This window comes from Rugamonas apoptosis, from assembly GCF_014042355.1.
Taxonomy (GTDB): Bacteria; Pseudomonadota; Gammaproteobacteria; order Burkholderiales; family Burkholderiaceae_D; genus Rugamonas; species Rugamonas apoptosis.
On sequence record NZ_JACEZU010000007.1, the window covers coordinates 155,786 to 167,993 of the forward strand.

At 63.4% G+C, this 12,208-nt stretch carries 12 protein-coding genes; 2 read left to right on the forward strand and 10 right to left on the reverse strand.

The window, feature by feature from the left end; all coding sequences use genetic code 11:
- Positions 1-3: 3 nt before the first annotated feature.
- Positions 4-2,769, reverse strand: a complete 2,766-nt coding sequence (secA, locus tag H3H39_RS15255; RefSeq protein WP_182154248.1) for a preprotein translocase subunit SecA — start codon at positions 2,767-2,769, stop codon at positions 4-6.
- A 281-nt stretch (positions 2,770-3,050) separates the two neighbouring features.
- Here secA and H3H39_RS15260 point away from each other — a divergent pair, with 281 nt between their 5' ends.
- Positions 3,051-3,536, forward strand: a complete 486-nt coding sequence (locus tag H3H39_RS15260; protein WP_229218063.1) for a DciA family protein — start codon at positions 3,051-3,053, stop codon at positions 3,534-3,536.
- 51 nt (positions 3,537-3,587) lie between these two features.
- Here the strand turns inward: H3H39_RS15260 and lpxC are convergent, their stop codons facing one another.
- The 3 genes from lpxC to H3H39_RS15275 all read right to left on the reverse strand — a co-directional run bounded on the left by lpxC (position 3,588) and on the right by H3H39_RS15275 (position 6,467).
- Positions 3,588-4,523, reverse strand: a complete 936-nt coding sequence (gene lpxC / locus H3H39_RS15265) for a UDP-3-O-acyl-N-acetylglucosamine deacetylase (RefSeq protein WP_182154250.1) — start codon at positions 4,521-4,523, stop codon at positions 3,588-3,590.
- A gap of 54 nt (positions 4,524-4,577) precedes the next feature.
- The gene (locus H3H39_RS15270) at positions 4,578-5,420 is read right to left on the reverse strand and encodes a DMT family transporter (RefSeq protein WP_182154251.1); all 843 of its coding nucleotides are present in this window, start codon (positions 5,418-5,420) and stop codon (positions 4,578-4,580) included.
- A gap of 186 nt (positions 5,421-5,606) precedes the next feature.
- Positions 5,607-6,467, reverse strand: coding sequence for a helix-turn-helix transcriptional regulator (locus H3H39_RS15275; RefSeq protein WP_182154252.1), 861 nt, complete (start codon positions 6,465-6,467; stop codon positions 5,607-5,609).
- 90 nt (positions 6,468-6,557) lie between these two features.
- On the opposite strand from H3H39_RS15275, the gene H3H39_RS15280 reads away from it, so the two are divergent.
- Positions 6,558-7,331 carry a class I SAM-dependent methyltransferase gene (locus tag H3H39_RS15280; protein WP_182154253.1) on the forward strand — a complete coding sequence of 258 codons (774 nt, stop codon included), beginning with the start codon at positions 6,558-6,560 and terminating at the stop codon, positions 7,329-7,331.
- On the opposite strand, the gene H3H39_RS15285 is transcribed toward H3H39_RS15280, so the two are convergent.
- The 6 genes from H3H39_RS15285 to ftsA all read right to left on the reverse strand — a co-directional run bounded on the left by H3H39_RS15285 (position 7,325) and on the right by ftsA (position 12,207).
- Positions 7,325-7,870, reverse strand: coding sequence for an NADPH-dependent FMN reductase (locus H3H39_RS15285; protein ID WP_182154254.1), 546 nt, complete (start codon positions 7,868-7,870; stop codon positions 7,325-7,327). The genes H3H39_RS15280 and H3H39_RS15285 overlap by 7 nt on opposite strands.
- 10 nt (positions 7,871-7,880) lie before the next feature.
- On the reverse strand, positions 7,881-8,324 hold the full coding sequence (locus H3H39_RS15290; RefSeq protein WP_229218064.1) for an addiction module antidote protein: 444 nt from the start codon (positions 8,322-8,324) through the stop codon (positions 7,881-7,883).
- Entirely contained in the window at positions 8,312-8,644 is a 333-nt protein-coding gene (locus H3H39_RS15295) for a type II toxin-antitoxin system RelE/ParE family toxin (RefSeq protein ID WP_182154255.1), read from the reverse strand. Before H3H39_RS15295 ends, H3H39_RS15290 begins: the two co-directional genes overlap by 13 nt.
- Before the next feature lie 253 nt (positions 8,645-8,897).
- Complete coding sequence (locus tag H3H39_RS15300; protein WP_182154256.1) at positions 8,898-9,401, reverse strand: peroxiredoxin; 504 nt, start codon at positions 9,399-9,401, stop codon at positions 8,898-8,900.
- A gap of 158 nt (positions 9,402-9,559) precedes the next feature.
- The gene (gene ftsZ / locus H3H39_RS15305; RefSeq protein WP_182154257.1) at positions 9,560-10,777 is read right to left on the reverse strand and encodes a cell division protein FtsZ; all 1,218 of its coding nucleotides are present in this window, start codon (positions 10,775-10,777) and stop codon (positions 9,560-9,562) included.
- Positions 10,778-10,974: 197 nt separating this feature from the next.
- Positions 10,975-12,207 carry a cell division protein FtsA gene (ftsA, locus tag H3H39_RS15310; RefSeq protein WP_093388256.1) on the reverse strand — a complete coding sequence of 411 codons (1,233 nt, stop codon included), beginning with the start codon at positions 12,205-12,207 and terminating at the stop codon, positions 10,975-10,977.
- Position 12,208: the final 1 nt, after the last annotated feature.

The window sequence follows — 12,208 nt, forward strand, 5'->3', positions numbered from 1 at the left end:
GAATCAGGCCAGCTTGCCGTGGCAAGCCTTGAACTTCTTGCCGCTGCCGCAAGGGCATGGATCGTTGCGGCCCACTTTCATGCCCATGTTGAGCAAGGGCTCGCCGGTGGCCGGTTCCGCGTTGGCGGTCGGCGCCAGCAAGTCTTCCGGCGCCGCATCCGGGTTGAAGTCGGCGTGCTGGTAATGCACATTGCCCACGTGCGGCTGCTGCATGGCCGCTTCGGCCGCGTCGATTTCCTCGCGCGACTGGATCCGCACCGTCATGATCAGGCGCACCACTTCGTTCTTGATCATGTCCAGCATCTGGCCGAACAGTTCGAACGCTTCGCGCTTGTACTCCTGCTTGGGGTTCTTCTGCGCATAGCCGCGCAGGTGGATACCCTGGCGCAGGTGGTCCAGCGCGGCCAGGTGTTCGCGCCAGTGGCTGTCCACGCTTTGCAGCATGACGTTGCGCTCGAAGCCGCCGAACGATTCCTTGCCGACGATGTCGATCTTGCTCTGGTACAGCGCGTCGGCGGCGGCCAGCACGCGCTCGACGATGTCCTCGTCGGTCAGGTTCTGTTCCGATTCCAGCATGGCGCGCAGCGGCAGTTCGATCTGCCATTCGGCCAGCAAAGCCGCTTCCAGGCCCTTGATGTTCCACTGCTCTTCCACCGATTCCGCCGGCACGTATTCACGCACCACGTCGGTGAAGGCGCCATGGCGCAGCGACTGGATCAGCTCGGCGATGTCCACGCTTTCCAGCAATTCATTACGCTGCTGGTAGATGACTTTACGCTGGTCGTTGGCCACGTCATCGTATTCCAGCAATTGCTTACGAATATCGAAGTTGCGTGCCTCCACCTTGCGCTGGGCCGATTCGATCGAGCGCGACACGATGCCCGCCTCGATCGGTTCGCCTTCCGGCATCTTCAGGCGGTCCATGATGGCGCGCACGCGGTCGCCCGCGAAGATGCGCAGCAACTGGTCGTCCAGCGACAGGAAGAAGCGCGAGGAACCGGGGTCGCCCTGGCGCGCGGCACGGCCACGCAGCTGGTTATCGACCCGGCGCGATTCGTGGCGCTCGGTACCGACGATGTGCAGGCCACCGGCCGCCACCACCTGGTTGTGCAGCGCCTGCCAGCCGTCACGCAGTTGCTGCGCCTGGGCCGCCTTGTCGGCGTCGCTCAGTTCGGCGTTCGCTTCGATGAATTGGATCTGTTTTTCCACGTTACCGCCCAACACGATGTCGGTACCGCGACCGGCCATGTTGGTGGCGATGGTGATGGCCTTGGGGCTGCCGGCCTGGGCGATGATTTCCGCTTCACGGGCGTGTTGCTTGGCGTTCAGCACGTTGTGCGGCAAGCCGCCCTTGGTCAGGATGCCCGACAGCAGTTCCGAATTCTCGATCGAGGTGGTCCCCACCAGCACGGGCTGGCCGCGGTCGTAGCATTCGCGGATTTCCAGCATCATGGCGTTGTACTTCTCGGCCGACGACTTGTACACCTGGTCGTGGCGATCCTTGCGCTGCGATGGACGGTTAGGCGGAATGACGACCGTTTCCAGGCCGTAGATTTCCTGGAATTCGTACGCTTCCGTGTCGGCCGTACCGGTCATGCCGGCCAGCTTGCTGTACATGCGGAAGTAGTTCTGGAAGGTGATCGAGGCCAGGGTCTGGTTCTCGTTCTGGATCTTCACGCCTTCCTTCGCTTCCACGGCCTGGTGCAGGCCGTCGGACCAGCGGCGGCCCGTCATCAGGCGGCCGGTGAATTCGTCGACGATGATCACTTCATTGTTCTGCACCACATAGTGCTGATCCTTGAAGTACAGCGCGTGCGCGCGCAGCGCCGCGTACAGGTGGTGCACCAGCGTGATGTTGGCCGAGTCGTACAGCGAGGCGCCTTCGGGCAGCAGGCCCATCTTGGTCAGGATGGCTTCGGCCTTCTCGTGGCCCGCTTCCGTCAGCAGCACCTGGTGGGCTTTCTCATCCTTGGTGTAGTCGCCGGGCACGTCCACCTTGCCCTTGCCGTCCGGGGTTTCCTCGCCGATCTGCTGGGTCAGCAGGCGCGGCACTTCATTGATCTTGTAGTACAGGTCGGTATGGTTCTCGGCCTGGCCGGAGATGATCAGCGGGGTGCGGGCCTCGTCGATCAGGATCGAATCGACCTCGTCGACGATACCGAAGTTCAGCACGCGCTGCACCCGGTCGCGCGCTTCGAACACCATGTTGTCGCGCAGGTAGTCGAAACCGAATTCGTTGTTGGTGCCGTAGGTGATGTCGGCGTTGTAGGCGGCCTGCTTGGCGGCGTGTTCCATCTGCGACAGGTTGATACCGGTCGTCAAACCCAGCCAGCCGTACAGCTTGCTCATGGTGTCGGCGTCGCGCTGGGCCAGGTAATCGTTGACGGTGACGATGTGCACGCCCTTGCCGGCCAGCGCGTTCAGGTAGGCCGGCAGCGTTGCCGTCAGGGTCTTGCCCTCGCCCGTGCCCATCTCCGCGATTTTGCCGTAGTGCAGTACCATGCCGCCGATCAGCTGTACGTCGAAGTGGCGCATCTTGAACACGCGCTTGCTCGCTTCGCGGCAGACGGCGAACGCTTCCGGCAGGAGCGCGTCCAGCGACTCACCGTTGGCGATGCGTTGCTTGAACGCGGGCGTCTTCGCTTGCAGCTCGGCATCCGACAGCTTTTCAATGACAGGCTCGAGCGCATTGATCTCGCGTACCGTTTTTTGGTATTGCTTGAGCAGCCGCTGGTTGCGGCTACCGAAAATCTGGGTCAGTAATGACATGCTTGAATTCTTGAAAAAACGCCGTTAAAAAAAGCTCTGTTGGTGAAAGTTGCCTTACCGCACGGAGTTCGACTATGGCAAAAGACGATGATTTTATCATGCGCAGTCGCCAACATTGGGGTAGAGACCTATATAACAATAGCCCAAAGCAGAACAATGCCACAAAATCAATACATTTCACACATGCTTAGCGGAGGGTAGCGCGCAATTGCTGCAGTCGTGTGACAGGGACCGGCACGGACGGGCCGGCTTGTGATATGTTTCGGCCCATGCGATTCTCCATGCGTTTCAACTCCTCCAACCTGTCCCTGAAGCGGCCCACGGCCGTCGGCGCCACTGATTTCCTGCGGCGCGACGACAAGATGGCCGCCTTGCTGCCGGCCATCGAACGGATGGCGTCGCTGCAGCGCGACTGCGCGGCGGCCTTGCCGGCCATGTTCCAGTACGTGGAGATCCTGTCGTTCGAGGATGGACAATTGCTGCTGGCCACGCCCAACGCGGCGCTGGCGGCCAAGCTCAAGCAGCAAATTCCCAAGTTGCAGGACACGCTGGCCCGGCGCGGCTGGCAGGTGTTGGGGGTCAAGCTGCGGGTGCAGATGGTGAAAGCGGCCGAGATCAAGGAACAGATGCGGGCACTGTCGCTGCCCGAAGCGGCCGTGGCCGCGTTCGACGAGCTGGGCCATACGCTGGAGCAGACGCCCCAGAACGCCACCCTGATCGAGGCGCTGCAACGGATGGTGGCGCGCCGCCGCGAAGGCGGCGGCTAAAAAAGGCGAAAAAAAAATCGGGGACGGACCCCGATTTTCAGGCGCAGGGACTTAAGTTAGCGCCCACTCACGCGCCATCTGGCGCAGATACGAGGGCGGTGCCGCCTCATTCGTCTCAAACGAAACGATTTCATACGCTTCCGGATGCTTGAGCAACTCCAGCAGCAGCTGGTTGTTGAGCGCATGGCCGGACTTGTGCGCCTCGTAGCTGGCCAGCAAGGGATGGCCTACCAAGTACAAATCGCCGATGGCGTCCAGGATCTTGTGGCGCACGAATTCGTCGTCATAACGCAAGCCATCGGAGTTGAGGATGCGGTATTCATCCATCACGATGGCGTTTTCCAGCGAACCGCCGCGCGCCAAACCTATGCCGCGCAGCATTTCCACGTCCTGCATGAAGCCGAAGGTACGGGCCCGTGCCACATCATGCACGTATGACACGTCGCCGAAATCGACCTGGGCCCGCTGGCTGGTGCCATCCACGGCCGGGTGATTGAATTCGATGAAAAAGTCTAATTTAAAGCCGTTGTATGGCGACAACCTGGCCCATTTTTCCTTGTCGCCCACGCCGTCGCGGATTTCGACCGGCTGCAGCACGCGGATGAATTTCTTGGCCACGGGCTGTTCCTGCACGCCCGCCTGTTGCAAAAGAAACACGAACGACGAGGCCGAACCATCCATGATGGGGATTTCCTCGGCGCTCACGTCGATGTACACGTTGTCGATGCCGAGGCCGGCGCAGGCCGACATCAGGTGCTCGACGGTGGACACGCGCGCCCCATCCTTGACCAGCACCGATGCCATGCGCGTATCGCCCACGGCCGTGGCGCTGGCCGGGAACTCGACGATGGGATCGAGGTCCACGCGGCGGAACACGATGCCCGTATCGGGCGCGGCCGGGCGCAAGGTCAGTTCGACCTTGGTGCCGGAATGCAGGCCCACACCTGTGGTGCGGACCAGTTGTTTGACGGTGCGTTGTTTAAGCATCCCGCGATTATAGCGAAGTTGGGCCAGCCACGTTTTCGCGCCGTTGCCAGCCAATCACGGATGTTCCGCCTCGGCATGCACGGCCTCGTGCCGCACCAGATAGATGCCGCTGGCCACGATGATGACCGCGCCCAGCACCGTGTAACCGTCCGGCAAGGTGTGCCACAGCAGCCAGTCGATGGCCACGCCCCAGGCCAGGGCCGAGTATTCGAACGAGGCCACGGTCGACGCCTTGCCCTTGCTGAACGCTTCCGTGATGGCCAACTGGCCGAAAAAGCCGCTCAGCGCCAGCGCCACCAATACCAGCCAGTCGTCCTGCCGCACCGGCACCCAGCCGCTGGCCGACATGGCCAGTCCGCCGCCGGCCATCATCAGCAGATACCAGAACATCATCGATTCATTGTTGTCCGTGCGGCTCAGCACGCGGCTGGCGATGGCCGACATGGCGTAGAAAACGGCCGCGCCCAGAATGGCCAGGCCGCCGACGGACAGGAAGCCCGTGCCCTCCGGCCGCAGCACCACCAGCACGCCGATCATGCCGACCACGATGGCGGCCCATTGGGCCCGCCCCACTTTTTCCTTCAGCACGAACACGGACAGGGCCGCGATCAGCGACGGCGCGATGAAGAAGATGGAATACGCCTCGGCCAGCGACAGGTTGCGCAAGCCGAACGCGAACAGGGTCAGCATGCCGATCCCGAGCGCGCCGCGGAATACGTGCATGGGCCAGCGCACCTTGAGGATGCCGGAGAACGCGCCCCGGTACGCCATGTAGGCGCACAGCAGCGGCAGCGAGCACAGCGCGCGCAAGGCCGTCACCTGCATGGCCGGGTAGTGGGCCGACAGCACTTTCATGGCCGTGTCCATCATTGAGAACATGGCCACGGCGATCAGCATGGCGTAAATGGCATGCAGGTTTTCCCTGCGGGAGTAGACGATGGCGGACAGAGCGGACCTCTAGCATAACGGTGGCCGCCGGGATGGTGGGATGCGGCCGCATGGAACGTCATCATGGCGACGTCCAGAGCCAGCAGCGTCGGCGGATGGCCGGCGCTCCGGGAAATTATAGCAAGAGGGAAATATTCATGCTGGCGGTGACGCCAGTCTGGTATCCGGTGCGGGTGCGGGTGCGGGTGCGGGTGCGGGTGCGAGTGCGGGTGCGGGTGCGGGTGCGGCCGCCACCGGCAACAACATCACCAGTTTCAAGTCCGGACGCTGGGCCAGGTGCAAGGTGACCTGACTGAACGTGTGCTCGCCACCGGCCGCGTCACGGAAGCGGCGCGCGCCCCCTTCGCGCCCCACCACGTCCTGCAAGGTCCACAGTTGGCGGAATTCCTCGCTGGCGGCCTCCAGTTGGGCGATCAGGCTGGCCAGCGGTTCCTGGGCCGCGTGGCGGCCCGTGTCGGCGCGGAACTCGGCCACCAGGCGGCGTGCCCGTTCCGGCCAGTCCACCGTCAGGCTGCGCGCTTGCGGCCGCAGGAACATGAAACGCAGCAGGTTGGGCTTGCCCGCCTCCTGGCCGTCGAGCCAGCCGCGCAGCAGGGCCGCCGCGTCGGCGTTCCAGGCCAGCGCATCCCATTGGCGGTCCAGGATGTAGGCCGGGGCGTTGATGGCGCGCACCAACGCGTCCAGCCCCTGCCCGGCCGCGCCACCGTCCAGGTCGTGCTGCGGGTCGAGCCGGCCGGCCAGGCTGAACAGGTACGCCCGTTCGGCCACGGACAGGCGCAGCACATCGGCCAGGCGGGCCAGCAGGCGGGCCGAGGCCGCCACCGGCCGGCCCTGCTCCAGCCACGTGAGCCAGGTGGGACTGACTTCGCACAACTGGGCCAGTTCCTCGCGCCGCAGGCCGGGCGTGCGGCGCCGTCCGCCGCCGGGCAGGCCGGTGCTGGCGGGCGTGACGCGCTCGCGGTGGGCGCGGATGTAATCGCCGAGGGTGGTGTGCATGGTAGAAGTTATACCAGTATAAGTCATTGTCTTGTTACAGGATAACAGATTGCCTATCCTGATGGTTCCCCACCACACGAGGAAACCACCATGAAACAGCAAGCCGTCGTCGTTGAGCAATTCGGTAACACCGCACAAGCCTACCTGAGCAGCGCCGTACACGCCCAGGGCGCCGACCTGGCCGCCATGCGCGACTTCGCGCGCGGCATGGCCCTGCCCCGGGTGCTGGACCTGGGCTGCGGCGCCGGCCACGCCAGCTTCGCCGTGGCGCCCGTGGCGCAATCGGTGGTGGCCTACGATTTGTCGGACGCCATGCTGGACGTGGTGACGCAGGCGGCGGCCGAACGCGGCCTGGAGAACGTCCGCACCCAGCAGGGCGACGTGGGCCAGTTGCCGTTCGCCGGCGGCATTTTCGACCTGGTGGTGACGCGCTTCTCGGCCCACCACTGGCTGGACGTGCCGGCCGCGCTGCAGGAAGCGTGGCGCGTGCTGCGCCCTGGCGGCAAGCTGGTGGTGGTGGACATCGTGGCGCCCGCGTCGGCCCTGTGCGACACCACCTTGCAGGCGGTGGAATTGCTGCGCGACGGCTCGCACGTGCGCGACTACCGGCTGTGTGAATGGGCCCACAAGCTGGGCATGGCCGGCTTCGCCCAGCGGCTGGAGAGCCAATGGAAACTGGAGATGCGGTTCGCGGAATGGGTGGCGCGCATGCGCACCCCGGCGCTGCGCGAACAGGCCATCCGCAGCCTGTTCGATTCCGCCCCGCGCGAGGCGCGCGACTACTTCGCGGTGCAGGCCGACTATTCGTTCTCGATTGATGCGGCGATGTTTGTCGCTTGCAAGCAGGAAGATGAAATCTACTGAGGCGTAGCGTCGGCGGCCACCGCGCCGACGTGCTCACGCAACGCCAGCAACGCACCGCGCAATGCGGCAACCATGGCCGTATCATGCTCCAACGCCTGCTCGTCCAGGTTCGCGCCCACCAGCGGCACCACGATACAGGCGGCATCGACCACCGGGGCCGACATGACGCTGACCGTCTCGCGCAAGGCCGCGTGCGCGTGCGTCGCGCGCGGCGAGGCGTTGAACAGGGCCACCGGCTTGTCGATGAACGATTCGTTCCCCACCATCCAGTCCAGCCCGTTCTTGATGGCACCCGTGACGCCATGCGCATACTCTGGACTGGCGATGACGAGCGCGTCGGCGTCAAGGATGGCCTGCTCCAGCGCGCGGACGATGGCTGGCGGCCCATCGGCCAGGTCGGGATTGAACAACGGCAGCCGGCCAAGGTCCGGGTAAAGCGTCACCTCGACGCCGGCTGGCGCCACGCGCGCCAGCACGCGCAGCAGCATGGAATTGAGGGAGGCCGCCCGCAGGCTGCCGGAAATCGCGAGTATCTTCATCAAAGTCGCTTCATGAGGTCGCTGGCCCGACAAGCCTGCTTTTCCGGGTCTGCGCCCATTCTTCTTGAGAATCGCCGGGATTGGACTGCTCGTGACACCAGGCATCATGGCCAAGATCAGGCGCATGTTCGCCCCGATTAGCTTCCGGCTCGACAGACAATCGCATGCCCACCGTCTTGAGCACGGCCAGCAGTGTCCTCAGGGTCGGATTACCTTTGGGCGACAGCGTACGGTACAAGGTTTCGCGACTGATACCAGCCTCAGCCGCAACCGCAGCCAGCCCGCCGTAAGCTTCGGCCACCGTGCGCAGGGCCAACAATCCAGCCGCGCGGTTATCTGGATCATCGAGCGACTCCATCGCGGCCTTCAGGTACTCGACTGCCAGTTCCCGGTCAGCGCGCAATTCAGCGACTTCCGCCTCATGATGCGAGACCAGTCCCTTCAACTTACCCATGACTGCCTCCGCTTCCACTCCATCCATAGTTCCTTGGCATACCGGATGTCGGCCGGCTGCGAGCGTTTTCCGCCACCACAGAGCAGAAGCACAACCGATCGTCCATGGCGGCCACAGTATACCCGGTACCCCACGCCGACATGAATACGCAATTCGATCACGCCCTCGCCTACGGGTGCCCAGTCGCCAAAATTACCAGCCTCAAGTTGAAGCAGGCGTATCCGAATACGCGTCTGCGCGACTCTATCGCGCAGCGCATCTAGCCATTCCGTGAACGGTTCACAACCATCTTCACGCCGATATCGGAATAGGTTGATCATATACTCGTTGTAGCTTAAGAGCTACTCAGCCCAAATCCAAGGAATATCGTTTTTTGGCCGCGACGGCTGGCCAGCGCCACACAACGGGATAGATTCTATCCAGATGATCGCGGCACCCATCATGCTGGCAGAAATTTCCAGGCTAGCCCAACGCAAAGCTGGATTGCATTGTTCCGCATCAACGAAACATGGCGTCCCATAACGCAAAACGGCGCCGCAGCGCCGTTTTGTCATACCTGTTGGGCAGCAGAAATTACAGCTGGCCCAGCAGCGTTTCCGCGTTCGACACTTCGAACTTGCCGCCCTGCTCCACGTTGAGCTGGCGCACCACGCCGTTCTCGACCAGCATCGAGTAGCGCTGCGAGCGGGTGCCCATGCCGAACTTGCTGAAGTCGGCGTCCAGGCCCAGCGCCTTGCTGTAGGCGGCGTTGCCGTCGGCCATCATGCGCACGATGCCGGTGGCTTTCTGGTCGCGGCCCCAGGCGCCCATCACGAAGGCGTCGTTGACGGAGATGCACCAGATTTCATCGACGCCCTTGGCCTTCAGTTCGGCCGCGTGCTTGACGTAGCCGGGCACGTGTTGCGCCGAGCAGGTCGGGGTGTAGGCGCCTGGCAGGCCGAAGATGGCGATCTTCTTGCCCTTGACCAGGTCTTGCACGTTGAAAGTATTGGGGCCCAGTGCGCAACCTTCGGTTTCGGTTTCGATGAATTCCGACAGGCTGCCTTCTGGCAGGGTATCGCCGATCTTGATGGTCATGTTTGACTCCTCTGTTCTGAATTTTGAATAAAAAAAACCGCGCTAAGCGCGGCTTGGCCCGGCATAGAAGGTGCAGTATGCCTGAAGCGGGATGATTCTGCTGAACGGACGAAAAAACGGCGCCCGCCCCTCTCCAGGGCCGGGCGCCGCCCCCCATCTTAGTCAGCCTGCTTGCGCAGGAAGGCCGGGATGTCGTAGGTTTCCATGCCGTTCTTCTGCAGCGCCTGCACCTGCTCGGACGCCGTTTCGCGGCGCCATACGGCCGGCGCCTTCATGCCGTCGTAAGCGGCGTTGCCCAGGCCAGCGGCCGCGCCCACGGACACGGAAGTGGCGGCGGCGCCACCACCGAGCGAGGCCGATGGCGTCAGCGGGCTGTTGTGGGTACCCGTGCGCAGCATCTGCTGCGGCACCAGTTGCACATGCTTCTTGGCCTTGCCCAGGCCGGTGGCCACCACGGTCACGCGGATGTTGTCGCCCATCTCGTCGTCATAGGCGATACCTTGGGCGATGGAGGCGTCCGGGGCGGCGAAGGCGCGCACGGCCGCCATCACTTCCTTGATCTCCTTACCCTTCAGGCCACGGCTGGCCGTCACGTTCACCAGCACGCCGCGCGCGCCCGACAGGTCCACGCCGTCCAGCAGCGGCGAAGCGACTGCCTGCTCGGCCGCGATGCGGGCGCGGTCCACGCCCGAAGCGGTGGCCGTGCCCATCATGGCCTTGCCCTGCTCGCCCATGATGGTCTTGACGTCGTTGAAGTCGACGTTGATGTGGCCCGGCACGTTGATGATCTCGGCGATACCGGCCACCGCGTTGTTGAGCACATCGTCCGCGTGCTGCAGCCATTCGATCAGCGATTCGTCTTCGTAGATCTCTTCCAGCTTCTCGTTCAGGATCACGATCAGCGAGTCCACGTTGGCCGACAACTGCTCCAGGCCTTCGTCGGCGATGTCCATGCACTTCTGGCCTTCGTGCGAAAACGGCTTGGAGACCACGGCCACGGTCAGCGCGCCCAGCGACTTGGCCACTTCCGCCACGATCGGTGCGGCACCGGTGCCGGTGCCGCCGCCCATGCCGGCGGCGATGAACACCATGTGCGCGCCGCGCAGCGAGTCCTCGATACGCTGGCGCGATTCCTCGGCCAGCTTGCGGCCGACGTCCGGCTTCATGCCTGCGCCCAGGCCGGTTTCGCCGATCTGGATGATGTTGTCGGCCTTGGAGGTCGACAGGGCCTGGGCATCGGTGTTGGCGGCGATGAACTCGACGCCGGCCATGCCCTTGTTGATCATGTGTTGAACTGCATTGCCACCTGCTCCGCCGACGCCGACGACCTTGATGACGGTTCCCAAAGCTGCGTTATCGACCATATCAAACTCCATGATGTGCTCCTATCAGTATGCGGTTTCCAAGCGCCAGGCCTCATATTTTTTAGGAGAACTGGAGGTTGAAAACTGCGGTTGAATTATATAAATAGTTTAGTTAAATGTATTGGAATCGCCGTACTAAAAACCACCCTGCAAACCACACTGCAACAACCTGACCTACTGCTTGACCTTTACTGCTTGACCTTCACCGCTTAGAAATTACCGAGGAACCATTCCTTCATACGCTGCCAGACCGCCTTCACCGAACCATCCTGGCGGGTCACGATGTGGCCGCGCAGGTACTGCTTCTTCGCTTCCAGCAGCAGGCCCAATACCGTCGCGTAGCGCGGGCTGCGCACCACGTCGGCCAGTTGGCCGCGGTAATCGGGCGTGCCGAGGCGGGCCGGCTTGAGGAAGATGTCTTCCGCCATCTCCACCATGCCCGGCATGATGGCCGTGCCGCCCGTGAGCACGATGCCCGACGACAGCACGCCTTCGTAACCGGATTCGCGCACCACCTGGTGCACCATCGCGAACAGTTCCTCCACGCGCGGCTCGATCACGGCGGCCAGCGCCTGGCGCGACAGGTTGCGCGGACCGCGGTCGCCCAGGCCCGGCACTTCCAGCGATTCGCCCGGATCGGCCAGCACCTGCTTGGCCACGCCGTAGCGGATCTTGATCTCTTCGGCTTCCGACGTCGGGGTGCGCAACGCCATCGCGATATCGTTGGTGATCTGGTCGCCGGCGATCGGGATCACGGCCGTATGGCGGATCGCGCCGTCCGAGAACACCGCCACGTCGGTGGTGCCGCCGCCGATGTCGATCAGCACCACGCCCAGCTCCTTCTCGTCCGGCGTCAGCACGGCGTCGGCCGAAGCCATCGGCTGCAAAATCAGGTCCGACACTTCCAGCCCGCAGCGGCGCACGCACTTGACGATGTTCTGCACCGCCGACACGGCGCCGGTGACGATATGCACCTTCACTTCCAGCCGGATGCCGCTCATGCCGATCGGCTCGCGCACGTCTTCCTGGCTGTCGACGATGAATTCCTGCGGCACCGTATGCAGCAGTTGCTGGTCGGTGGGGATGTTGACCGCCTTGGCCGTCTCGATCACGCGCGCCACGTCGGTGGCCGTCACTTCCTTGTCCTTGATGGCCACCATGCCGCTGGAATTGAAGCTGCGGATATGGCTGCCCGCGATGCCGGCATAGACGTTGCGGATCTTGCAGTCGGCCATCAGCTCCGCTTCCTCCAGCGCGCGCTGGATGGATTCCACGGTGGCCTCGATGTTGACGACCACGCCCTTCTTCAAGCCCTTCGATTCGTGCTGGCCCAGCCCGATCACTTCGTGGCGTCCGTCGGACATCACCTCGGCCACCACCGCCACCACTTTCGAGGTGCCGATGTCGAGGCCGACGATCAGGTTCTTCGCATCTTTAGTCATT

Bases quoted from the DNA above. Each gene is read 5' to 3' on its own strand.
- H3H39_RS15275 (WP_182154252.1), bottom strand. From the start codon at position 6,467: ATGCACACCACCCTCGGCGATTACATCCGCGCCCACCGCGAGCGCGTC.
- lpxC (WP_182154250.1), bottom strand. From the start codon at position 4,523: ATGCTTAAACAACGCACCGTCAAACAACTGGTCCGCACCACAGGTGTG.
- H3H39_RS15260 (WP_229218063.1), top strand. From the start codon at position 3,051: ATGCGTTTCAACTCCTCCAACCTGTCCCTGAAGCGGCCCACGGCCGTC.
- H3H39_RS15280 (WP_182154253.1), top strand. From the start codon at position 6,558: ATGAAACAGCAAGCCGTCGTCGTTGAGCAATTCGGTAACACCGCACAA.
- H3H39_RS15295 (WP_182154255.1), bottom strand. From the start codon at position 8,644: ATGATCAACCTATTCCGATATCGGCGTGAAGATGGTTGTGAACCGTTC.
- H3H39_RS15270 (WP_182154251.1), bottom strand. From the start codon at position 5,420: ATGCTGATCGCCGTGGCCATGTTCTCAATGATGGACACGGCCATGAAA.
- secA (WP_182154248.1), bottom strand. From the start codon at position 2,769: ATGTCATTACTGACCCAGATTTTCGGTAGCCGCAACCAGCGGCTGCTC.
- H3H39_RS15285 (WP_182154254.1), bottom strand. From the start codon at position 7,870: ATGAAGATACTCGCGATTTCCGGCAGCCTGCGGGCGGCCTCCCTCAAT.
- H3H39_RS15290 (WP_229218064.1), bottom strand. From the start codon at position 8,324: ATGGGTAAGTTGAAGGGACTGGTCTCGCATCATGAGGCGGAAGTCGCT.
- ftsZ (WP_182154257.1), bottom strand. From the start codon at position 10,777: ATGGAGTTTGATATGGTCGATAACGCAGCTTTGGGAACCGTCATCAAG.
- H3H39_RS15300 (WP_182154256.1), bottom strand. From the start codon at position 9,401: ATGACCATCAAGATCGGCGATACCCTGCCAGAAGGCAGCCTGTCGGAA.
- ftsA (WP_093388256.1), bottom strand. From the start codon at position 12,207: ATGACTAAAGATGCGAAGAACCTGATCGTCGGCCTCGACATCGGCACC.